28 protein-coding genes are annotated in these 20,728 nt (G+C 38.5%); 7 read left to right on the top strand and 21 right to left on the bottom strand.

All coding sequences use genetic code 11. The features are described 5' to 3' along the window. Window positions 1-11: 11 nt before the first annotated feature. Window positions 12-1,355, bottom strand: a complete 1,344-nt coding sequence (locus ABE65_RS08090) for an acetyl-CoA carboxylase biotin carboxylase subunit (protein ID WP_066393421.1) — start codon at window positions 1,353-1,355, stop codon at window positions 12-14. A gap of 166 nt (window positions 1,356-1,521) precedes the next feature. On the opposite strand from ABE65_RS08090, the gene ABE65_RS08085 reads away from it, so the two are divergent. Continuing rightward, complete coding sequence (locus ABE65_RS08085) at window positions 1,522-2,001, top strand: N-acetyltransferase (RefSeq protein ID WP_066393419.1); 480 nt, start codon at window positions 1,522-1,524, stop codon at window positions 1,999-2,001. A 32-nt stretch (window positions 2,002-2,033) separates the two neighbouring features. Here the strand turns inward: ABE65_RS08085 and ABE65_RS08080 are convergent, their stop codons facing one another. The 4 genes from ABE65_RS08080 to ABE65_RS08065 all read right to left on the bottom strand — a co-directional run bounded on the left by ABE65_RS08080 (window position 2,034) and on the right by ABE65_RS08065 (window position 4,278). Then, window positions 2,034-2,606 (bottom strand): RsfA family transcriptional regulator, encoded by a 573-nt coding sequence (locus ABE65_RS08080; protein ID WP_066393417.1) that lies wholly within the window; start codon window positions 2,604-2,606, stop codon window positions 2,034-2,036. A gap of 87 nt (window positions 2,607-2,693) precedes the next feature. After that, entirely contained in the window at window positions 2,694-3,455 is a 762-nt protein-coding gene (locus ABE65_RS08075) for an enoyl-CoA hydratase/isomerase family protein (RefSeq protein ID WP_066393416.1), read from the bottom strand. Between the two features lie 79 nt (window positions 3,456-3,534). Then, entirely contained in the window at window positions 3,535-3,708 is a 174-nt protein-coding gene (gene rpmF, locus ABE65_RS08070; RefSeq protein WP_066240492.1) for a 50S ribosomal protein L32, read from the bottom strand. A 51-nt stretch (window positions 3,709-3,759) separates the two neighbouring features. After that, a complete protein-coding gene (locus ABE65_RS08065; protein ID WP_066393415.1) occupies window positions 3,760-4,278 on the bottom strand; it encodes a YceD family protein in 519 nt (172 codons plus the stop codon). Window positions 4,279-4,428: 150 nt separating this feature from the next. On the opposite strand from ABE65_RS08065, the gene ABE65_RS08060 reads away from it, so the two are divergent. Beyond that, window positions 4,429-5,631 (top strand): nucleotidyltransferase, encoded by a 1,203-nt coding sequence (locus ABE65_RS08060; protein ID WP_066393413.1) that lies wholly within the window; start codon window positions 4,429-4,431, stop codon window positions 5,629-5,631. 97 nt (window positions 5,632-5,728) lie between these two features. Here the strand turns inward: ABE65_RS08060 and ABE65_RS08055 are convergent, their stop codons facing one another. Together ABE65_RS08055 and ABE65_RS08050 are read right to left on the bottom strand one after the other, a co-directional pair. Continuing rightward, window positions 5,729-6,772 carry a SepM family pheromone-processing serine protease gene (locus tag ABE65_RS08055; protein WP_066393410.1) on the bottom strand — a complete coding sequence of 348 codons (1,044 nt, stop codon included), beginning with the start codon at window positions 6,770-6,772 and terminating at the stop codon, window positions 5,729-5,731. Then, window positions 6,762-7,556, bottom strand: coding sequence for a patatin-like phospholipase family protein (locus tag ABE65_RS08050; RefSeq protein WP_066393408.1), 795 nt, complete (start codon window positions 7,554-7,556; stop codon window positions 6,762-6,764). Before ABE65_RS08050 ends, ABE65_RS08055 begins: the two co-directional genes overlap by 11 nt. 123 nt (window positions 7,557-7,679) lie before the next feature. Between ABE65_RS08050 and ylbJ the strand changes: the two genes are divergently transcribed. Then, window positions 7,680-8,897 (top strand): sporulation integral membrane protein YlbJ, encoded by a 1,218-nt coding sequence (ylbJ, locus tag ABE65_RS08045; protein WP_066393406.1) that lies wholly within the window; start codon window positions 7,680-7,682, stop codon window positions 8,895-8,897. On the opposite strand, the gene coaD is transcribed toward ylbJ, so the two are convergent. Further along, the gene (gene coaD, locus ABE65_RS08040; protein ID WP_066393400.1) at window positions 8,894-9,382 is read right to left on the bottom strand and encodes a pantetheine-phosphate adenylyltransferase; all 489 of its coding nucleotides are present in this window, start codon (window positions 9,380-9,382) and stop codon (window positions 8,894-8,896) included. The genes ylbJ and coaD overlap by 4 nt on opposite strands. 22 nt (window positions 9,383-9,404) lie before the next feature. Next, complete coding sequence (gene rsmD, locus ABE65_RS08035; RefSeq protein WP_066393392.1) at window positions 9,405-9,959, bottom strand: 16S rRNA (guanine(966)-N(2))-methyltransferase RsmD; 555 nt, start codon at window positions 9,957-9,959, stop codon at window positions 9,405-9,407. Window positions 9,960-10,297: 338 nt separating this feature from the next. Between rsmD and ABE65_RS08030 the strand changes: the two genes are divergently transcribed. Continuing rightward, a complete protein-coding gene (locus tag ABE65_RS08030; protein ID WP_066393391.1) occupies window positions 10,298-10,675 on the top strand; it encodes a DUF7147 family protein in 378 nt (125 codons plus the stop codon). 53 nt (window positions 10,676-10,728) lie between these two features. Here the strand turns inward: ABE65_RS08030 and ABE65_RS08025 are convergent, their stop codons facing one another. Then, entirely contained in the window at window positions 10,729-11,004 is a 276-nt protein-coding gene (locus ABE65_RS08025) for a YlbG family protein (protein WP_066393389.1), read from the bottom strand. A gap of 71 nt (window positions 11,005-11,075) precedes the next feature. Here ABE65_RS08025 and ABE65_RS08020 point away from each other — a divergent pair, with 71 nt between their 5' ends. Next, window positions 11,076-11,396: a hypothetical protein gene (locus tag ABE65_RS08020; RefSeq protein WP_066393388.1), complete on the top strand. Its 321-nt coding sequence runs from the start codon at window positions 11,076-11,078 to the stop codon at window positions 11,394-11,396. Window positions 11,397-11,398: 2 nt separating this feature from the next. On the opposite strand, the gene ABE65_RS08015 is transcribed toward ABE65_RS08020, so the two are convergent. From ABE65_RS08015 to ylbD, 4 genes are all read right to left on the bottom strand, one after another. Next, window positions 11,399-11,833: a YlbF/YmcA family competence regulator gene (locus tag ABE65_RS08015; RefSeq protein ID WP_066393386.1), complete on the bottom strand. Its 435-nt coding sequence runs from the start codon at window positions 11,831-11,833 to the stop codon at window positions 11,399-11,401. Between the two features lie 113 nt (window positions 11,834-11,946). Continuing rightward, on the bottom strand, window positions 11,947-12,378 hold the full coding sequence (locus ABE65_RS08010) for a hypothetical protein (protein WP_066393381.1): 432 nt from the start codon (window positions 12,376-12,378) through the stop codon (window positions 11,947-11,949). Between the two features lie 60 nt (window positions 12,379-12,438). Next, complete coding sequence (locus ABE65_RS08005; protein WP_066393380.1) at window positions 12,439-12,741, bottom strand: YlbE-like family protein; 303 nt, start codon at window positions 12,739-12,741, stop codon at window positions 12,439-12,441. 15 nt (window positions 12,742-12,756) lie between these two features. Continuing rightward, on the bottom strand, window positions 12,757-13,155 hold the full coding sequence (gene ylbD, locus ABE65_RS08000) for a spore coat protein YlbD (protein WP_066393377.1): 399 nt from the start codon (window positions 13,153-13,155) through the stop codon (window positions 12,757-12,759). Between the two features lie 172 nt (window positions 13,156-13,327). Between ylbD and ABE65_RS07995 the strand changes: the two genes are divergently transcribed. Beyond that, complete coding sequence (locus tag ABE65_RS07995; RefSeq protein WP_066393375.1) at window positions 13,328-13,807, top strand: PaaI family thioesterase; 480 nt, start codon at window positions 13,328-13,330, stop codon at window positions 13,805-13,807. A gap of 64 nt (window positions 13,808-13,871) precedes the next feature. On the opposite strand, the gene ABE65_RS07990 is transcribed toward ABE65_RS07995, so the two are convergent. Together ABE65_RS07990 and ABE65_RS07985 are read right to left on the bottom strand one after the other, a co-directional pair. Beyond that, entirely contained in the window at window positions 13,872-14,903 is a 1,032-nt protein-coding gene (locus ABE65_RS07990) for a CAP domain-containing protein (protein WP_066393371.1), read from the bottom strand. A gap of 124 nt (window positions 14,904-15,027) precedes the next feature. Beyond that, window positions 15,028-15,456: a CBS domain-containing protein gene (locus tag ABE65_RS07985; RefSeq protein WP_066393369.1), complete on the bottom strand. Its 429-nt coding sequence runs from the start codon at window positions 15,454-15,456 to the stop codon at window positions 15,028-15,030. 159 nt (window positions 15,457-15,615) lie between these two features. Here ABE65_RS07985 and ABE65_RS07980 point away from each other — a divergent pair, with 159 nt between their 5' ends. Beyond that, entirely contained in the window at window positions 15,616-15,966 is a 351-nt protein-coding gene (locus ABE65_RS07980) for a YugN family protein (protein ID WP_066393368.1), read from the top strand. Between the two features lie 29 nt (window positions 15,967-15,995). Here ABE65_RS07980 and ABE65_RS07975 read toward each other — a convergent pair whose 3' ends face one another. From ABE65_RS07975 to ctaD, 5 genes are all read right to left on the bottom strand, one after another. After that, window positions 15,996-16,718, bottom strand: coding sequence for a nucleotidyltransferase domain-containing protein (locus ABE65_RS07975; RefSeq protein WP_330998122.1), 723 nt, complete (start codon window positions 16,716-16,718; stop codon window positions 15,996-15,998). A gap of 165 nt (window positions 16,719-16,883) precedes the next feature. Further along, window positions 16,884-17,756: a cytochrome c oxidase assembly protein gene (locus tag ABE65_RS07970; RefSeq protein ID WP_066393366.1), complete on the bottom strand. Its 873-nt coding sequence runs from the start codon at window positions 17,754-17,756 to the stop codon at window positions 16,884-16,886. A gap of 135 nt (window positions 17,757-17,891) precedes the next feature. After that, window positions 17,892-18,236 (bottom strand): cytochrome C oxidase subunit IV family protein, encoded by a 345-nt coding sequence (locus tag ABE65_RS07965; protein ID WP_066393364.1) that lies wholly within the window; start codon window positions 18,234-18,236, stop codon window positions 17,892-17,894. 4 nt (window positions 18,237-18,240) lie between these two features. Then, the gene (locus ABE65_RS07960) at window positions 18,241-18,861 is read right to left on the bottom strand and encodes a cytochrome c oxidase subunit 3 (protein WP_066393359.1); all 621 of its coding nucleotides are present in this window, start codon (window positions 18,859-18,861) and stop codon (window positions 18,241-18,243) included. Then, window positions 18,861-20,705, bottom strand: coding sequence for a cytochrome c oxidase subunit I (gene ctaD / locus ABE65_RS07955; protein ID WP_066393353.1), 1,845 nt, complete (start codon window positions 20,703-20,705; stop codon window positions 18,861-18,863). The genes ABE65_RS07960 and ctaD overlap by 1 nt, the downstream gene beginning before the upstream one ends. Window positions 20,706-20,728 lie beyond the last annotated feature (23 nt).

Raw genomic sequence — 20,728 nt, 5'->3', positions numbered from 1 at the left:
CCTCTGTTTAATTATGGTTTTGATACTTTCTTTTTACTTAAATAACTTGTGGTGTAGTCACCTTTTACAAAATCCTCTTCTTTCAAGATCATTTGAAAGAGCGGTGTGTTTGTTTTTAGGCCATCTATCTCAAGTGCATCAAAGAATTCAACCGCATTCTTAATACAATTCTCACGGTTGGAATCGCTTACAATTATTTTCGCAATCATCGGGTCATAAAATGGAGTAACAGCATTTCCGCTCTCATAACCATAATCGATCCTTACATTCTCAGAACTCGGCCATATGAGTTTTTCAATCTTACCAGGTGATGGGAAGAAAGTGATGGGATCTTCAGCATAAAGCCTAAACTCTATTGCATGACCATTACTCATGATCTCCTCTTGCGTTAATGGTAGCTTTTCACCTCTAGCCACTTGGATCTGCCATCTTACTAGATCGAGCCCAGTAATACTCTCAGTAACAGGATGTTCAACTTGAAGTCGTGTGTTCATCTCTAGAAAATAGAAATCTCCATTTTCACTTACGACAAATTCAACAGTTCCTGCATTCACATAATTTACTGCTTCAGCAGCCTTAACAGCAGATTCAGTAATTTTAGAACGAAGGCTTTCTGTTAGAAACGGTGATGGTGATTCTTCGACAACTTTTTGATTTCTTCGCTGAACGCTGCAATCTCTTTCAAAAAGATGAACGATATTCCCATGAGTATCACCCATGATTTGAACTTCAATATGTCTTGCATTCTCGATACATTTCTCAATGAACATTCTGCCAGAACCAAAGTAATTCTTTGCCCTTTGTTGTGAGGAGACAAAATGTTTATGAAGATCTTCGCGGTTATCGCATTTTACCATACCGATTCCGCCACCACCGCTGCTTGCTTTAAGCATTACGGGATAACCGATCTGCTCAGCAAGTTTCACACCTTCTTCAACATCTTCGATTGGCTCTATCGTCCCAGGTACGATAGGTACACCTGCTTGCTGCATCGTTTTTCTCGCCATAATCTTATCGCCCATCCATTCAATCGTTTGTGGCGACGGACCTATGAATGCTATTCCAGCTTTCTCTATCTTTTTGGCAAACTCATCATTCTCAGATAACAATCCATAACCCGGATGAATAGCATCTACCTTATGTTTGAGAGCGACTTCTAGAATCACATCACTCTGCAGGTAAGATTTTGCTACTGGAGGTTCACCAATATGTACCGCTTCATCAGCAGCTTTTACAAAAGGGAGGTCTTTGTCTGCTTCAGAATATACAGCAATCGTTTGAATGTCCATTTCTTTACACGTTTGAATAATACGCAGTGCAATCTCACCACGATTAGCGATTAATATTTTTTTCATGTTCATCCTCCTTCCTGTTGTCAACATTACCTTTTTCGACATAAAAACCAAAAATCCTTTTTTGTAAGCGTAAACTAAACGAATATTTTATTTTTAAAGAATTTTTTGCATAATTAGTATATACTATAAATATAGAGAAAAGTACAGAAAGACTGGGGGAGAACATATGTTTAAATATGAAGTAAAAAAATTATTAGTTAACTATAAAACACTTGAAGAATTTAAGCAGTTCAAGGAATACGGCGTACAAGAATTGTCAATGCTTGAGGATCTTCAAGAAAATATGATCGAAAACGACAGTGAGTCTCCATTCTACGGAATTTATTATGGTGATAAACTAGTTGCACGTATGAGCTTGTATCAGATCGAAGCTGCTTATGATCAATACTTTGATCCTCCACAAGATTATTTAGAGCTTTGGAAATTAGAAGTATTGCCTCACCATCAGACTAAGGGGTTAGGGAAAGCTTTAGTAGAGTTCGCAAAAACGTTCCAGCTTCCAATCAAGACAAATGGCAGACAACAATCTGGCGGTTTTTGGGAGAAGATGGGCTTTGAAGCTGTAACCTATAATCAAGATCGTGACCGTGGACAAAATCCTTATGTATGGTATCCAACAGGCGTAAGTGAACAACGCCTTGCATAAAAAATAAAAAAGATGGCGGAAGCCATCTTTTTTTAATTTCTAACAGGTACTTCTACTAACTTTCTTGCCCTGTCCATAATCTGCAATACATCTTGATAATCTCGTTGTACGGCTTCATATTCTTTATTCACTTTAGTAAGTTTATTCTTCAACGTTCCGTTTTCTTTCTTAAGGTTCTGAAGTTTCAACATCAGTGCTTTATTTTCCGCTTCTAAGTTCTTGGAAACCGGTTTTTCAGCCTGAAGCTGCTGCAAAAACAAGATGATCTCGTTTAAAGATAGAGGCTTATCATTTTTCACGGTGTTGTAATGCTCCATTTGAAGCACTTCTTCACTGTGATGTTCAATGGTAGAAGCAAACGGTTTAACTTTTCGCTTGTTTCTCTCTTTGCGTACTTTTTTAGCCTCGGTTATCGCTTTATCATATTGTTTACGAATAAGTGAGTTCCACCGAAATCCACAGGCTGCTGGTGTTCTCGTCAGCTTCTCTCCTACCTCTTCAAAGGCAACCAACTGTGTGCTTCCCTCTCGAATATGCCGAAGTGTTACTTCAGCAAGAATAGCATCTTCATCTTTTGTCCAGGCATCCTGGCGCAAATTTGTCATTTAGATCCCCCCATTTTAGTGGTTTGTAATAAGAATATGCTAGTGCTAGATAAGATAGACTTTTTATTCTACTAAAATGGGGAAAACTTATTTTCTTAAGAATGCCTCTACTCTTTTATGATGGTCATCTGACGCCCATAGCTTTGAACATCGTGTGATCTCATTTTGTACGCTCTGCTTTATTTTTCCTTTGTCAAATCTTTCGAGCTGAAGAGCTTTATAAGATTCGATGACGCCGAGAGGTTGAGAAGTAAAACGACTTACATAGCGTTCCGTTTCTTTCAAACTGTTTCCTTTAATGACATATTGGATGAATCCGTAATCCATACCTTGCTTGGCAGTTACAGGAGTGGAACTGTATAAGAGATCCATGGCTCTTGTCAGGTTGATTCTTTCTAAGAGGTAGGTACCGCCTCCCCAGCCCGTTGAAATGCCTAAACGACCTTGAATAAAACCCACTTTTGCTTCTGCACGAGCAAGTCTTATATCACATGCGGATGCAATCTCGCATCCTCCTCCAACTGCTGATCCGTTTAGAAGAGCGACAGTAGGTTTTGGAAAGAAAAATAGATCGTGTAGGATGTTTCCCATTTTCGATAACATCCCATACGCTTGATCTTCAGTCTTTAATGAATGAAAAGCACTGAGGTCTCCTCCCGAACAAAACGCTTTTGTACCTGCTCCTGTAATGATAAGAACTTTTACCTCTTCGTCCATTTTTGCTACCTTTAAAAGAGTTGATAATTTTTTCATCACATCGTAGTTAATCGCATTACGTACAGAAGGTCGATTTAATGTGATCCATCCTATTCCATTCTTTTTCTCCCATAATACAGGTTGCTCGTTCAATATCTACACCTCCGATACAAAAGAAAACGCTTTATTTATGTATATGAAAAAACAGGAAGCCTATAGCTTCCTGTTTTCATTACTTGCTTACTACTTCTTTTCCTTTGTAAGATCCACACTCACGGCAAACGCGGTGAGATAACTTGTATTCTCCGCACTGTGGACACTTTACCATACCAGGCATGGAAAGCTTGTAGTGTGTACGACGCTTCGCTTGGCGAGTTTGAGAAGTTCTGCGAAAAGGTACTGCCATTTGTATCCACCTCCTTAAAGGTTCTAGAAAGAATCATTATAACCTATTCTTTCACTTTTTGTCTTCGTCAAAAAATTTAGCCAGACCTTCCAAACGCGGATCAATCCGGTTTTTCATGTCTTCATCCGTAACCCTCTTCCATCCTTTTCCTTCTTTAGGAGCAGGACTGTCTGTCACATCAGCAGCCGTAATTTTCAACGGTTTTTCAAGCAAAATATGCTCTTCGATGACAGGGAGAAGGTCAACGTAATGTCCTTCGACTTTGTGAAGGCTCTCTTCATCTTCGTATTCCGTATAATTCGGATCGAAAATAAAAATTTCCGTCGTTTTTACCGAGAATGGAAATTCCACATCTACCAATGTGTTGGCACATGGCAACACCATTTTTCCTTTTATGTTTAAGTAAAAAGTGGCTTTTTGCTGAGTTACATCTGCATGTCCTTCTACGTGAACAGGATCAACGCTTCTGATCTCCGGGTCTTTTTCCATCACTCCGCTCGCATCAACATTTTGTTCAAACGTTAACGGTTTACGGTAAAAATTTTTAATTTCTTGTAGTGACCATTTCATGTCTTTATCACCTCAAGGCAACAGTAGTAATTATATCGGTCATCAAATAAAATGTCAATATTTTATCTTTACACTGATACTTTTGATTCTAAACTCTTTTTAGTACAATGTAAACAAGTATAATCGAACGTTTAAAAGGAAGTGGAGCAAGTGAAAGCAACTGGTGTTGTTGTAGAATATAATCCGTTTCACAATGGACATTATTATCATTTACAAGAAACGAAAAAAGCTACAGGTGCTGATTGTATTATCGCCGTGATGAGCGGTAATTTCCTTCAACGAGGAGAACCTGCTCTTTTATCCAAATGGAAGAGGACTAAGATGGCGCTATTAGGAGGAGCCGACCTTGTTATTGAACTTCCGTATGCTTTTGCCACTAGTCATGCACCTCGTTTTGCTTTTGGCAGCATTTATTTGCTGCAATCTCTTGGTGCAGAATCTTTTTGCTTTGGAAGCGAATCTGGGGATGCTGAACTTTTTAGCAAAACACATGAATGGTTGAACGATAAACAGGAAACGTATCAAGAACATATTCGTTCATTCATGAATAATGGTCTATCCTATCCTTCAGCAGCTTCGCGAGCTTTTGAATCCCTTGATATTCCATTAGCTCTTGATCTCAGTAAGCCAAATAATATCTTAGGTTTTGAATATGTAAGAGCTAGCCGTGAGTTAGGTTCACATATTCGACCTGTTACAATAAAGAGAAAAAATGCTGATTATCATGACGTGATGCTAGGTAAAGGTAACATCGCTAGCGCCACGGCTATCAGAGAAGCGATTTTTACAAATGATGCCGAACAAGCAGCACCGTATATGCCCGGTTATACTCTTGAGTTGTTAGCTCAAGAACAAGTTGAAAAAGGTACACTTATGAACTGGGAGCGCTTCTATCCACTTCTTCGTTATCAACTATTATCTACAAATCCCTCTGAAATAAACCGTTTTTACGAGGTTGAAGAAGGTTTAGAGTACAGGATGATCGAAGCGATGAAAAAATCTGACTCATACGAAACGTTCATGAAACATCTAAAGACTAAACGTTATACTTGGACAAGACTGCAACGCGCATGTTTACACGTTTTAAATAAGGTGAAAAAAGATGAGATGCTAGCCATTCTAGACTCTTCCCCTTCATACATACGCGTGTTAGGGATGACTGGTAAAGGCAGAGAATATCTAGGATCTGTGAAAAAGTCGTTAGATCTTCCTCTCGTTACAACAGTCTCAAAGTATGATTCTGCTGGTTTGAGGTTGGAAGCGAAAACTTCTTTAGTCTATGCCCAAGGGGCAGCTCGAGATATTTTACGAGCTGAGAAAGAAGAATTTAACACTCCGCCCGTTATTGTGTAATGATTGGGTGGCGCTCGTCGTAGCGTGCTTAACAGCCGCTCCGACGAGGCAAAAAGGATGCAGAACAGCCAAAATTTGGCTTCTGCATCCTTTTTCTCTATAATTTCTTTAAATAATCTAGTGCATCGTTCAACGTTTTAACAGGAACGATTTTCATTTTAGATCCAATATCTTTTTGAGCTTTCACTGCATCACTATAGTTTTCTCCATCAACAGGGGCAAAGAAAATCTCGGCACCAGCTTCATCAGCTGCAACAATCTTTTGTTGGATTCCGCCGATCGGTCCAACATTCTTTTGAAGGTCCATCGTTCCGGTTCCTGCAATCTTCTTTCCATGTGTAAGATCTTCTGGCGTTAGCTGATCCATAATTTCAAGCGTGAACATCAGCCCAGCTGATGGCCCTCCAATCTGCGAAGTGTCAATTTTCACTTTAGGATCTGTTACGATGGAAACATCTGCTACAGGAGAAGTAATACCTAGGCCCGCTTTAGGTCCTTGATCTTGGATATATTTCTTTGGAAACTCCTCAATATTTAAATTTACATTCATTTTTTTATCGCCGCGGAGTATCGTTAAATCTACTGAATCTCCTGCTTTTTTTGGAGCAAGTGTATCAAGAAGTTTTTTTGTTTCCATAACCGGATTACGGTCAACTGCAATAATCTTATCTCCAACTTTTAACTTTTTTTCTGCGGGCATGCCTGACATGATTCCCGTAACATAAACACCATGATATTCAATATCTACTTTTTTTCCTGCTTCTTGAAACGCAACGATTGTTGCAGCATGTTGTGAATCTTCCATCATCTGAAGTTGTCTTTGATTGTACTCTTCATCTGTCTCATCTTCTCCCCTGATCTGATCAGCAGGAATGACTTCTCGATAATCACTCAGCTTTGCCCATATGTATTGCGGAATGTTCGCTGTACCCACCGACACTGTTGTCAGCATGAAGACTCCTGTATCTTCGTCTCCACCTTCTACACTAATGATAGGATCTAATACTCTGGCATCTCCAGGCGAGGTAATGTAGTAAGGAAGTGGATAGAACGCTATAAAGGCAAACACAAGCAAAAATAGAATAATGAATTTATTTTGCGAGAAAAAGTTTTTTCGTTTTGTTGTCTTTTCAGTGGTCATGCATAGACTCCTTCCAGTTGTTGATCTTCTCTAAAATTTTTGGGATCTGTTTTCTTCCTGCTTCTTCTCCTATAGCGATTATATCATTTACATCTTTAAATGCTGTAGAACTGAATTGTTCAACCATCGGACGGATCATAATATCTGCTGAAATTTCGTGCCAGCGTACCATCTCACGCTGCATGATATCTATGCTTTGTATGATAACATCAAAAATAGATGACACTTGAAGTTCGGCTTTAAAATGAGAGATATCTACTGCGATCACAAGATCTGCTCCCATCTCTCTTGCCACTGAAACAGGTACTCGATCGATGACTCCACCATCAACTAACAGTTTGCCATCAATTTTTTCAGGTACTAATATTCCCGGGATCGAGATGCTAGCACGAACAGCATCTGCAATCGGACCAGTTCTAAATACCACTTTCTCTCCTAACAGTAGATCAGTTGCTACAATCGCTAACGGAATATCCGTTTGTTCAATATGTTTTTGTTTGGTAAGAAGCCTTACGAGTTCTTTGATTTTCTTCCCTGTAATGAATCCCATCTTAGGGACCGTATAATCCATATAATATTTACGTTTAAAAAGCGTTGCCATACGGTAAAGATTTTCATCGCTATGACCCATACTTACCATTGCACCAACTAAAGCTCCCATGCTGCTTCCAGCTACCATATCTATAGGAATCCCAGCTTCTCTTATTGCTTTAACAACACCAAGATGTGCAAATCCCCTGGCACCACCAGATCCTAGAGCAAGTCCGATTTTCGGTTCTTTCATCCTTTGCTCCTCCTTTAGAAGCACCGTCTTTTTTTAACATATGGTCTAAAGAGTAAGGCTATACGTATAAATAAGGATGAGGACAAGTAAGTATTGTGTATTTTGCGAGAGGAGATCCCCCTTATGAACAAAGCCTATTTCAAAACCTTGCTGTTGTCGGCATCAGCCATTATCTTAGCAGTTTCAATAATAATATACCCAAAAGAAACATACATGGCATCTGTTAACGGTCTGAAGATGTGGTGGGACGTTGTTTTCCCATCTTTAATGCCCTTTTTTATCTTATCGGAAGTATTAATGGGTTTTGGTGTTGTACATCTTATCGGTGTTTTATTCGAACCACTCATGAGACCGCTTTTTCGTGTGCCAGGTGCTGGTGGGTTCGTTTGGGCGATGGGCATATCTTCTGGATTTCCTGCTGGTGCAAAGCTAACAGCGCGACTATGGCACCAAAAACAGATTACGACTCTAGAAGCAGAGCGCCTTGTATCTTTTACGAATTGTTCAAACCCGTTGTTCATGTTCAGCGCAATTGCAGTTGGCTTTTTTCATAATGCAGCTCTCGGCATCGTTCTTGCGGCAAGCCACTATTTGGGCAATTTTTTTGTAGGACTGATCATGAGGTTCCATGGCTGGAAAAGAGAACCTGTTGAAAAAGAAAAACGGTACAGAGGAAAAGGTCTGACCAACGCGTTTAAACATATGCATGAAGCAAGACTGGCGGACAATCGCCCCATCGGACAGCTTCTTGGAGATGCCGTGCAGCAATCGACAAAGACACTGCTTATGATCGGTGGGTTCATTATTCTCTTCTCTGTACTTAGTAAGATGATGGATCTTCTTCACGTAGCAGAACTGCTTTCTAGCATTATCAATTATTTTTTTATAATGCTATCGCTTTCTGAACAATTAAGTCTTCCTCTTATTAAAGGAATCTTCGAGATTACGTTAGGCAGCAACTTAACGAGTCTCGCACAATCACCCCTTTTACAACAAGCAGTGATTGTTAGTTTTATATTAGCTTTTAGCGGTTTTTCCGTACAAGCTCAAGTTGCTAGTATCCTTGCAGATACAGAAATTAAGTTCAAACCATTCTTTTTCGCAAGAATACTTCATGGATTTTTATCTGCGATCATTTGCCTTTTAGTATTCCCCTATTTGTATAACGTTAAAAGCACTACCGCTCCAGCATTTGCATTTCTTACAGAGAAAACGGTAGACATTAGTGAGTTCGGTATGTATGCACTGATGCATAGTCATTATGTAACGCTAGGATTCTTAGTACTTTCCATCCTCATTTGGAACAGAAACCTTATGAAAAAAAACAGCCTCCGTACTTAACGGGGGCTGTTGTATTTTTCTTTTAAGGCTTCTTCTACGACTTCAGGAACAAGGTCTGAAACGTTCGCATGATATTTTGCTGCTTCTTTAACGATGCTTGAACTTAGGAAAGAGTATTGATTGTTAGTCATCATAAAAAATGTTTCAACTTCGTCATCTAATTTTTTGTTGATAGAAGCGATTTTCATCTCGTATTCAAAATCTGATACTGCACGAAGTCCCCTAAGAATAACATTTGCTCCGATATTCTTTACGTAATCGATCAATAGTCCATTAAAAGAATCAACTTTCACATTAGGAAACTGTTTCGTTACTTCCTTTAAAAGCACGATTCTCTCATCCACTGTGAATAATGGGTCTTTACTCTGATTATTGGCTACTACGACAATTACTTCATCAAATACGGTTGCTCCACGTTTAATAATGTCCAGATGACCACGAGTTACGGGATCAAAACTACCAGGACAGACTGCAGTTGTTGGCATTTTCTTCACCTCATACTTTATGTTAATCGCGTTTGTAGATCGTTATTGTAGTTGTTTTTCCGTATGTTTCCTGTCTGACCTGATAAAAGTTCCCGATCTCCTCTGGTAGTGTTACATCTGTACCATGTTCAGTCACTATACTTCCTTCTGGAGATAGAAGTTCAAGTTTATCGATCTCCTCCATATCCTTTAACAACATCTGTCTCGCATAAGGAGGATCAAGGAATATCATATCGAATTGCATCTCTCTTTTGTGAAGCGCTTTCAATGCTCTTTTCGCATCATTACGAAAGACTTCTGTTTTGTCTTCGTAGTTGCATTGTTTAATATTCTCTTTGATCGTATGTATCGCTTTTTGATCTTTGTCAATGAAAATGAAATGCTCCATGCCCCGGCTTAAAGCTTCTAAACCTAAGCCACCACTTCCGCCATATAAATCAAGACCCGTACCCCCATCAAAGAAAGGACCGATCATGTTAAAGATGGACTCTTTAATCTTGTCAGTAGTTGGACGAGTAGTTGTACCTGGTACTGCTTTAAGTGGTCTTCCTTTACATTCTCCAGCTATTACTCTCACGTTATTCACTCAATTCTTTATCCGTTTTCCCTTACTTATCCTATCACAAGTATTCCTGTAATCAAACATCAAATCTTTTTCTTATAAGTATAAGGCAAATTAAATGCGGTCATACTATTTATAACAACATCAACGAACGATGTTGTTGCCAACCGCGGAGAAGACTTACTCCCCATAAGTTCTTCATCCGGTTTCTCCTCTCCCATCGCCTTTGAACAGAAGTGATTTTGTTTTAAAGGCAACCTGCAGTTTTTGCTGCAGGTTTTTTTTCATGCTGAAAATCCTTTTAAGCAGATAGATGATTGTGCTACATTGTTTTATAGAAAGGGGATTGAAAGATGATTCAACGATTTATTGAGCTTGGGGAAGGGTATTCAGATCTTTATGAACTTCTGGAGATCATGGAAACGAACAAAGAGCGAATTTCTCAGCTGCTATGTCTAAAAGTTAAGAAAGAAGATAAAATGTATGCGTCACTTGTTGCGGTACTTCACCCTGCTTCTGAAGGGAAATTTCAGCCGCTATACATTTGCCGAGAAGGAGTACCTTATCCTTCGAAACGAATAGACCTGTTCGAAACAAAAGCCGCTGAACTAAATAAAGAAGTAATAACTTTTGATGTGAAACCATCAACAGATTTCGCTGAAACGGAACTATTCTTTCACTATTTAACAGGGATTCTTCGCTTGAACTATCTCCTCCCACCATTAACATAGTGTCAGAAACACGTAAAAAAAACAGGCAGCTATTTGTATTAGCGGCCTGTCTTTTAAATCCCCATCTTATAATCATACTCTTTTGCTTTATCAACAATCTTACTTTCATATTCTGTCTTGATCTCTTGTTTATGAGACCTTTTTACTTCTTTTACAAAATGCAGGGATTCAAGCTTTGCTGCGATCTCTTCTATTTTGTTTCCATCACAATACAGAACAGCGTATTTTAACCTTCTAGAAACATAGTGTACATTTCCATAGCGCCTTAACTGTTTTGAAAACTTTAATGAATGGAGAAAAACAGATAGCCCACGACGATTACCTATCATAATTAAAGCCCCTTTTATATACTAAAATTGAACAAATAAAATGAATACTCCTTAATAGGAAGTGATGAATTTTGGACTTAAATAACATTTGGGAACAATTCTTGAATCGTATGAACCAAGATCCAACGATCAATCATGTTGATAAAAAAATGATGGCCGGTATCCCTTTCATATATGTAACGGTTTCTTCGCAGTATACAATCGAACAATCAACTGATTCTGTAAAAAAACATGCCGTAAAAGCTATGAAAGGGAAACGGCTAACATTGAACCTTACATTCGTAAGATCAGAAGATAATCTTCGTGTGTACCGAATGCGTTTTTTAGTTCCACAAGAGAAAATGTTCTGCTGTGGCAATCTATGTTTTGATTGCATTCGGTTTAAAGACTGAATTTAAGCACAGCCACAAGATCCACCAGACCCACATCCACCACTGCAAGAGCTCTCATCAAAGAACGGATTACCCGTTGGAACTTTAATCTGCTCAGAAACACTATATGCAATGATTTTGCTGCATTCCATCAATAGATTTTCAAGTTCTTTTTCTGCTTTCTTAAATTGAGCGATATTTTCATGAAAATCAAGCTCTCGTTTAAGTGTTCGAACTTGTGTAGAAACGGTATGAAAATCAGGATGATATTTACCAAAACGCTGAACTTCTTCATACTGTTCTTTCATCTTAGCGAAACGAGCAATCAATTTCTGTGCTTCTTCATCTTGCTCTAGGTGATATTTTGACTCTCTATATGCTATTGCAACACTGGAATCAGCAACCATATCTGCTAATGCTAAGGACTGTTCCAGCAATACACTTTGGTCTAAACTCATACGTCACACCTCCCTTTAGGTATGAGGTTTCTCATCTATTATAGCGGATATTGATTGTACTTAAAAGCATAGGAGCCTTTATACAAAAATAAAACTCTTCAAAAATCGAAGAGTTATCGTACTTGAACAATTATATTTTTCTTTAATCCGTAATCAGATCCATCCTTTTTCTTTAGCTGTAAAGTAATTCTGTGTTTACCAGGATTCATATTCTTTAAGATAAACATAGATTGATTTGCATTCATCTTCCACTTATTATTTACAAAAACGGCAATATACCCATCCTTATTTCCGGGTGCTTTCGTAAGACCCCCTTGGAAGGAAAACCTTGAAATAATATTTTCAAAATAGATCTTTTGCTTTTTTACATGATAATTGACCGCCCAATCTTTATCCATTAATGGATACGATGCTGAAACCTCAAGCACTTGTGAGTCTTGAAGTTTGGTCTCAGAAGATCTTTCGTATAATTTGGTTAGCGTAAATAGTGTGAGAACGATGATCACTAGTAGTGCGCCTGAATAGATCCGTCTATTTCTTTTCATAAAAAAACCACTCCTTATAGAAGTAGTTTTTTCTTATTTCATGTTTATTATCCCTCATCCTTACCCGTTGTTCATAGAGTCTGGCATCGGTGGAAAATCATTCTGTACGGGAGCACTACCGCCTTTAACTTCATCTCCCATGACAGAGATTAACTCCATCAACAAACCAAAATTTTGTACTTGTTGATGAAATTTATCTACCCTTTGCCCGAAGGTACGTCCGTAAAACACTTTCGCACCCTCTTCCAGCTCTGATACTGAAAAAGGGTTTCTGCTTAACTTTCTATACCACTCTGGCTTTTCTCTTATATAATATTTTAAGTCAGGTCTCGTATTTAAGTATTCAAGAATTTCTCTTCGCACTCCGCACACATCCTTTTAGTCCCTATAAGAAGGATAATCATTCATTTTATTTTCCGGCAGCTGGTTCGGTCTGTCAGACTGATTATTAAATTGCTGTAATAGTTCTTGAACCGCATCCATTAGACTACCAAATTGAGATAAATATTTTTGTACATCCGTGATTTGAAGTTTACTTAAACCCGCTACAATGTCTCCAACTGTAAGTTCTGTTCTCGTCTTATCGGACTTAGATCGATCTTCTTGTTTATTTTCTTTGTCTTTTGCGTACTGATTCCAGCTTTCATGTTCTTCTCCTAAAACAATCCAATCTTGATAAACTTCTTTCCAAGGCCTCTTATTCTTCTTCACTTCCTTAATTAAATCAGGATGTTTATGAACGAACTCCTTGAAACTTTCAATATCAGTCTTTACCACAGAATCCACCCCCAGCCATCCACTGACGAATGATGTTTACTACATGATACATAAGTGCCCATAAATTGGTGCGCCCATTTTTTAGATATCGTGCAAAGTTAATTCTGTTTACTTTATTCTCATCCGCCCAAAAAGGTACAATAAAAATAAAAAAAGATTGAGGGAGAGAATATTGGATATTAAGGACGAGTGGAACGATTTCTTTGAAACAAGCACGGAACAAGAGCAACAAGTCATGAAACTTTTCTTAGGCAGTTTAAAAACAAAAAGAGAAAAGGACCAAATGACACACATTGCTTCTTTATTAAACTTTAAAACAACTAGAATCAATGATCATACACTTGAAATGGAGATGCCCAATTCACCGCTTCTTGATAATTCAATCGGAATCTTACATGGTGGCTTAACAGCAACCCTTTTAGATACAGCGATGGGCACTATGGCCAGTCTTGTTCCTGGTAATAAAAGAGGAGCAGTAACGGTAGAACTAAAAGTGGACTATTTAACACCAGGTGTTGGAGAATTATTTATCTGCCGCGCTGAAGTCGTTCATAATGGCAGACAACTAGTACGTATGGATGGCAAAGTGCGGAACGAACACGGTACGTTAATCGCTTCGGCTTCAGGTACGTTCTTTAAACTTGCTGAATAACAGCATCGTTCATAAAAAATAAAAAAGGGCTGAACCCTCAGAGGTTCAGCCTTTTATCATCAATCTACTTCATAGGCACTAAAAAGTTCTGGGTGTAATACTTATGATCTACACCTACTCCTAAATGAGTATATTCATTGTTTAACAAAGTCTTTCGATGTCCTTCACTATTCATCCAGCCTTCTACAGCTGCGATCCCGTCCGTGTAGTTTGCGGCTATATTTTCGCCAGCTTGCAAAAACGTGACCTCTTTTTGCTGCAGCCTGTCAGACAGCGTCCTTCCATCCTTACTCTCATGGGAAAAATATTGCTGATCCAACATGTCTTTTGAGTGTAAAAATGCTACTTCTGAAGTTTTTTCATCCCATTCTAACGGGTTTTTTTCGTATTTGAGACGGATGATGTTCGTTAACTCAAAAACTTGTTGTTCTTCAGATTGATCTACTTTTTTCTGTTCTTCCTCACTCAATTGTCCAAGTGGGGGCAGATCACCACGATAAACGATTGAATAAGGTCTCTGCTTTAATAATACATCTGAAGTGGTGTACCTAACACTAGAGAGCTGATTTGTGAACTTATCAAAATAAAGTTGGACCCAAACGTTATCTTTCAGTTTAATCAGTGGACGTAACATAACCTCTTGTTCAGAAAGTTCGAATCTAAAAAAATCTTCGCCATCATTAATGGTGATGTCACTCTCGATAGGAAACTTCTGAATGATCTTATTGGAATTCTCTCCGATTGTAAACGGTGAGGTGTTCACGTCAGATCCAATGACAAACAACGTAACAACTTTGCCATTTTCAACACCGGCTTGAAGATAACCTTTTGGGCTTTTGTTGCCATAGATGTACCACTCATAACCATAACTAGATGGATCGATCCTTTCAGGTTCTCCCCATTGCTCTTTAAATGCCCCTATATCTTTACCTACCCAGTTAGAAACAGCATCATCAGGAATCTTTAATGTTTCCTCTATGTACTCTACTTTTGTATCAGGCTTTTCTTTCTCGACCGTAAATTCTGGCAGAACATCATAAAAAAACAAACCGATCAAAATAAAAACGGATAGGAAAAAAGTAACCAATCCTCGCATAATGGTTCCCCCTATATCTTTCTTCTCTTCTTAGTTTAGCATAGAGGGTATGTGTTTGGAGGAACCGTTTCAAAAATAAAACAGCTCCATTTTAAATAGAACTGTTTTATACAACCGATATTAATTATTGAATTTGATTTCGCTGCTCTGAAACTTGTGAAAGGGTATGTCCAGCAGCAGAGTCACTCTCTTTTGCAAGAGATAGATCTCCTAAAGAAATAATCCCTACGAGCTTGTTGTTCTCAACGATGGGTAGCCTTCTAATTTGTTTATCTGCCATAAGGTCTGCGGCCTCTTCTGCTGTCATATCTGCCGAACCTGTGTATAATTCATCACTCATAACATCTGTTACTTTTGTAGAGCCTGGACGTTTTTCAGCAACTCCTCGAACGACAATATCTCGGTCCGTGATGACTCCTATAATTTGTTCATTTTCACACACTGGGATAACACCTACATTGTCTTTCTTCATTTTAACGGCTACTTCATAAACGTTATCTAGTGGCGTTACAAAATCTACTTCCCTCGTCATAATCTCACTTACCTTTTTCAAAATCTTTACCTCCTCTAAAATGGAATTCTATTCTTCTTTATGCTTTACGAAAGAAAAACAAATATGCGCACTTTTGACAATGATTGCATCTTTAGCGCTTTCATAATATCATTAAGAAGTGATTATTATTTTTTTATTGAATTCCTAGGAGGTTTCACAATGAAATTTGAAGAAAGCGGCTTAAACGGGAAGGTTGTTGAGTTTTCACTTTTAGAACATGTAATGGAAAACCATGGCATGATCCGTGCTGGCCAATGGGATTATGAACGTATTACATATGATTACAAATTTGAAGACATGACGAACGGTGATGTTTATTATTTCCGATTCCCATGTCATGTTATTGAAGCAGAAACAGAAACACCACATGCAAAAGTTGAACTTGGAACACCTTACGTAGGGAAACATTATTACCCTCACGGTGTTGAATATGATGAGGTATTCCCGAAACACGTTGTTAATCAATGCAATAAATTAATCGAAGCACTTCATAGTGAGTTACACGTTTAAAAAAACCCCTCTTACATGAGGGGTTTTTCTTATTCAGCAGCTCTTTCTGGAGATTGAGAGGAATAGCCTTCAAATAGTCTGCCACCATAAGGAGCTATTACTTCGTCAACAAATTCAATGACTTTTGATTTAGTACGATTGGAATAATAATCATCAAATACAGAGGCAAATTCTTCTGCAAACGTATCGTTGTATTCTTTCAAAGCACGTAGAATCCATTTTCCTTCTCCGATCCAATGCCCATTAACACGTAATACAAATTCATGTGTTCGATCAGCGAGTTTTGAAACGATAAATAGATCTTCTAAGACATTCGTTGACCCTTCCAAATCGTTCAATAGGTCAGTTAAAAAATATCGAGCTTGCTCTATCTCAATCGTTTTCCAAGGGGTTGGTCCTGCTTTTAATAGTTGTAAAGCCTCATTCTTGATTCGTGATGCCTGTCCTGTGTCACGAAGAATGATTCCCTCGGCACACATTTGAGGAAGAGAGGGTCTAGCCCGATCGATATTTTGTTTAAAAAAATGTTTGTACGTAAACATATTGTGAACAAACACCTCTATCGGCCAATCATATTCAGTAAGCGATTCTCGGTATGATTCACTAATAGTACGATCGATGATGATAATATCTAGATCAGAACTCTCTGTTTCTTCTCCCCTAACTACGCTTCCAGCCAAATAGGCAACATCACAGTTTGGATAATGAGATTCTATAAATTCTTTAGCTGCTTGTCTGGCACTGATTCTCATGATTTTCTTTCCTTTCTATTGAGCTTTACTTTTATTATTCGACATACACTGTGCCATTTCTTTTTTTATTCTTACATTTTATTACCTCTCATCTCAGAAAAGGTCCGTTAAAAACATGACATCATTATTACTTTTGTACAAAAAAAATAACCCGCAATTTGCCGGTTACTTTAATTCAGGTTTCAATTGATTGTTTTGTCTTTTAATCAACTCTAAATCTGCTTTATCGCGCAGTCGTTCTTTTTTCACCCATCTAGTGAAGATCAAACCTAGTACAAATGCGTAGATAACTTCTTGGAAAATTTTCATCGTTACTCCACCTACGTGCTGATCTTCTTTTGGTGTCATCGTTTCAAATAACTGTGGTACGTTTCTGTACGTTTCATAGAGTTGAAAATCTGCAAACATGATCAATGCACAAGCTGGAGTCATTAGAACACCATTGGCAAATACATATCCAATCTTCTTGATATCTGACAACGTATCAAGCTCTTTAACCGGACAAAGAACTGGCCACCACATCGTATAAGCTGTTATTAATAATAACGCATGATATCCATAATGAATGATAGGATTCGAAACGGCAGCATCAAACACTAATGGAATATGATACAAGGAAAATACAGCGTTAAAGATTAACAGTGCAAGCAACGGTTTTGTAAGGAAATGAAAAATACGAGTGAAAATTGTTTTTTTGTTTAACCAATCCTTCCATTTCACCTCAGGTATCGCAAGGATCATGAGTGGTGCAATCATTAAATAAAGCACTGCCATCTGTACCATGTGAACACTAAATAAATAATTGTGTCCTAAAACTTGAACAGGAGTACCTTTTATAATGATCATTAACAAGAGTGAAGCGATCATTGAAGTTTGCTGCCATTTTGTCGCAAGCTTCTCACCCTGTTTGTCTCTCACTACGAAACGAAAATAAACGAACGCTAGAATGATGGCTAGAACATATATAGAAGGCGGAAAAAGCTCGTACCAGCTATAATCGCTCAAACTAGTATGATGCACATGATGATTATGATGCATGTCTGTCATCTCCTTTATAAAAGTACCCATAACCACTATATCAATCATAGTTGGTACTTGTACGGAATGTTAGTGACAATTCGTAATATTGTAACAAATAAAAAGGGCTGCATACGAGATGCAGCCCTTCCTTCTTTACGATGTCCAAATAAGTCCCATTAAGGAAGCTACTGTTATAGCTGCGACCAATATTCCACTAGCCATACCCCAGATTGGGAAGTCATGTCCTTTGTGGCTTAAGTGCATCCAAACATACAGCTGGAAGAATACTTGAACAACTGCCAATGTGAGGATAAACAGAACAGCAAACGAATCACTGATCTTGTCGCTCCAGATCGCAAAGAATGCAACGATCGTTAAAAGAATCATCATGACAAAAGAAACGTTATGATGCTTACGCTCCTCTTTCAAGGCAAGCTTACGCTGAATCTCTTCGTGACGATGAACGGTAGTTTCAGGGTTTTGTGTGTGATTAGCCATGAGTTTAGCCTACCTTTCCCATTAGATAAACAACGGTAAAAATGAATACCCATACAACATCGACAAAGTGCCAATATAGAGCAAACAAATAATACTTTGGAGCATTAGATAATGTGATTCCTCTGTTCCAGTTTCTTGCTAACAAAGTGGTGATCCATAGAATTCCGAACAATACGTGAGCTCCGTGGAAACCTACTAATGTATAAAAAGCTGAACCAAATGCAGAACTAGTAAACGTATGACCTTCATGAACATAATGTATGAACTCATAAATCTCTAGGCCTAAGAATCCAAGACCTAATAATAAGGTTACGAGGAACCAGCCCTGTAAAGAACGTACTTTGTTCTGCTTTAAAGATAGCACTGCGTACACACTCGTAAGTGAACTAGTAAGTAGCAGCATCGTAGCTAGAAATACTAATGGCAGTGAAAATAGTTCTTCCCCAGAAGGACCATCTAGATGCATGTTTCTAAGACCAAGATATGTTCCAAAAAGTGTTGCAAACAAGACCGTTTCTCCACCAAGGAATAACCAGAATCCTAAAAACTTATTCTTACCTTCAAGGGTAGCTTTTTCAGGATGCGCAGGGAAATTAGCATCTGTTAAACGTTCTCCAGCATTCATTAAGCTCTACCCCCTTTAATGTCTGCTTCAACTTCTTCTTTATGAATATGATACCCATGATCATCAATAATAGAACGTAGGAACATTGTGATCAATACAAGCCCGAGTCCTGCTCCTGCTACGTACCAGTTTGAGTAGATAAAACCAAAACCAGCAATGAACATGCCTAAAGATAAAATGAACGGTAGAATCGACCCGTTTGGCATATGAATTTCTCCTACAGGTTCTGCAGGTGTCATCTCGCCGTTTCCAGCTGTTTTTTCAACATACAGTGCATCAAGACCACGAACGAGTGGAGTTTGAGCAAAGTTGTATTCTGGAGTTGGTACTGGCATAGACCATTCAAGTGTACGACCATCCCATGGATCTTTCGTTGTTGCATATTTAGAAGATGCTGAAATAATGATGTTGATTAAAAGTACGATTGTTCCTGCGCCCATAAGAATTGCACCTATCGTACTTACAAAGTTTGCTCCGTCAAGTTCTTGGCCAGACATATATGTATAAACACGTCTAGGCATCCCCATTAGTCCTAACCAGTGTTGAGGGAAGAACGTTAAATGGAATCCAATAAAGAACAACCAGAAGTTCCACTTTCCAAGTGTTTCATTTAATACACGGTTAAACATTCTAGGGTACCAGTAGTATAAACCTGAGAATAATCCTAAAATTAAACCACCTACGATTACGTAATGAAAGTGAGCTACTACAAAGTAACTATCATGGTATTGGTAGTCAGCAGCAGGTACAGAAAGCATAACCCCGGTTACTCCACCCATTACGAACGTAGGTACGAAACCTACTGCAAATAGCATAGCTGTCGAGAAACGAATTTGTCCGCCCCACATCGTAAAGATCCAGTTAAAGATCTTAACACCTGTCGGAATCGCGATCGCCATCGTTGCTACAGCGAAGATTGAGTTAGCTACAGGTCCTAAACCAACAGTGAACATGTGGTGAACCCAAACCATGAATCCTAAGAAACCGATAAGTACTGTTGCAAAAACCATTGCGCTATAACCGAACAAGCGCTTATTAGAGAATGTAGAAATAACTTCAGAGATAATACCAAATGCTGGAAGAATTAAGATATATACTTCCGGGTGACCAAAGATCCAGAAAATGTGTTCCCAGATTAATATGTTACCACCCATATCTGGATTAAAGAAATTTGCATCAAATACACGTTCGAACATTAGTAAGAAGAATCCTACTGTAAGTGCAGGGAATGCGAAAAGAATAAGTCCTGAAGTAACAAATGAAGCCCATGTGAACAATGGCATACGCATGAATGTCATACCAGGTGCACGCATGTTGATTATCGTTACAAGGAAGTTAATCCCTCCTGCAAGAGTACCTGCTCCGGCAATCTGAAGACCCAGTACATAGAAATCAACACCTGTGTCTTCTGCTACCGTTGATAAAGGTGCATAAGCTGTCCATCCAGCTTCTGGAGCTCCACCTAAGAACCAACTTAAGTTTAAAAGCACTCCCCCGAAGAAGAATAACCAGAATCCGACTGCGTTCACATAAGGAAACGCTACGTCACGAGCACCTAACTGTAAAGGAACGATCGCATTCATAAAACCAAAGATGATCGGCATGGCTGCCAAGAAGATCATCGTTGTTCCATGCATGGTTAACAATTGATTATAAAGTTCACCAGTGAAAATCTTGCTGTCTGGTTCCATAAGTTGAATACGCATTAAAACTGCTTCAAGTCCTCCGATTAAGAAGAAGAAGCCACCAGCCAAAAGATACAGAATCCCGATCTTTTTATGGTCAACGGTAGTGAGCCAATCCATTAACCCACTTCTCTTTTTGTGACTTTCGTGAGTTGCCACGGTGTAACCTCCTTTTTTGCAAT

Origin of the sequence: Fictibacillus phosphorivorans (assembly GCF_001629705.1) — a bacterium.
In the GTDB taxonomy this organism is placed as follows: Bacteria; Bacillota; Bacilli; order Bacillales; family Fictibacillaceae; genus Fictibacillus; species Fictibacillus phosphorivorans_A.
Note: the sequence above shows the minus strand (reverse complement) of the source record. Positions and strands in the feature narration are given on the sequence as shown.

Excerpts from the sequence above, each read along its gene's own strand:
- ABE65_RS07980 (WP_066393368.1), top strand. The coding sequence starts at position 15,616 with ATGAAATTTGAAGAAAGCGGCTTAAACGGGAAGGTTGTTGAGTTTTCA.
- ABE65_RS08050 (WP_066393408.1), bottom strand. The coding sequence starts at position 7,556 with ATGAAAGAACCGAAAATCGGACTTGCTCTAGGATCTGGTGGTGCCAGG.
- coaD (WP_066393400.1), bottom strand. The coding sequence starts at position 9,382 with ATGCCAACAACTGCAGTCTGTCCTGGTAGTTTTGATCCCGTAACTCGT.
- ABE65_RS08030 (WP_066393391.1), top strand. The coding sequence starts at position 10,298 with ATGATTCAACGATTTATTGAGCTTGGGGAAGGGTATTCAGATCTTTAT.
- ABE65_RS07975 (WP_330998122.1), bottom strand. The coding sequence starts at position 16,718 with ATGAGAATCAGTGCCAGACAAGCAGCTAAAGAATTTATAGAATCTCAT.
- ABE65_RS08010 (WP_066393381.1), bottom strand. The coding sequence starts at position 12,378 with ATGAAAAGAAATAGACGGATCTATTCAGGCGCACTACTAGTGATCATC.
- ABE65_RS08065 (WP_066393415.1), bottom strand. The coding sequence starts at position 4,278 with ATGAAATGGTCACTACAAGAAATTAAAAATTTTTACCGTAAACCGTTA.
- ABE65_RS07970 (WP_066393366.1), bottom strand. The coding sequence starts at position 17,756 with ATGCATCATAATCATCATGTGCATCATACTAGTTTGAGCGATTATAGC.
- ABE65_RS08015 (WP_066393386.1), bottom strand. The coding sequence starts at position 11,833 with ATGAGTTTAGACCAAAGTGTATTGCTGGAACAGTCCTTAGCATTAGCA.
- ABE65_RS08055 (WP_066393410.1), bottom strand. The coding sequence starts at position 6,772 with ATGACCACTGAAAAGACAACAAAACGAAAAAACTTTTTCTCGCAAAAT.
- ABE65_RS07965 (WP_066393364.1), bottom strand. The coding sequence starts at position 18,236 with ATGGCTAATCACACACAAAACCCTGAAACTACCGTTCATCGTCACGAA.
- ABE65_RS08080 (WP_066393417.1), bottom strand. The coding sequence starts at position 2,606 with ATGACAAATTTGCGCCAGGATGCCTGGACAAAAGATGAAGATGCTATT.
- ABE65_RS07990 (WP_066393371.1), bottom strand. The coding sequence starts at position 14,903 with ATGCGAGGATTGGTTACTTTTTTCCTATCCGTTTTTATTTTGATCGGT.
- ABE65_RS08025 (WP_066393389.1), bottom strand. The coding sequence starts at position 11,004 with ATGATAGGTAATCGTCGTGGGCTATCTGTTTTTCTCCATTCATTAAAG.
- ABE65_RS08090 (WP_066393421.1), bottom strand. The coding sequence starts at position 1,355 with ATGAAAAAAATATTAATCGCTAATCGTGGTGAGATTGCACTGCGTATT.
- ABE65_RS08085 (WP_066393419.1), top strand. The coding sequence starts at position 1,522 with ATGTTTAAATATGAAGTAAAAAAATTATTAGTTAACTATAAAACACTT.
- ylbJ (WP_066393406.1), top strand. The coding sequence starts at position 7,680 with ATGAACAAAGCCTATTTCAAAACCTTGCTGTTGTCGGCATCAGCCATT.
- ABE65_RS07960 (WP_066393359.1), bottom strand. The coding sequence starts at position 18,861 with ATGAATGCTGGAGAACGTTTAACAGATGCTAATTTCCCTGCGCATCCT.
- rpmF (WP_066240492.1), bottom strand. The coding sequence starts at position 3,708 with ATGGCAGTACCTTTTCGCAGAACTTCTCAAACTCGCCAAGCGAAGCGT.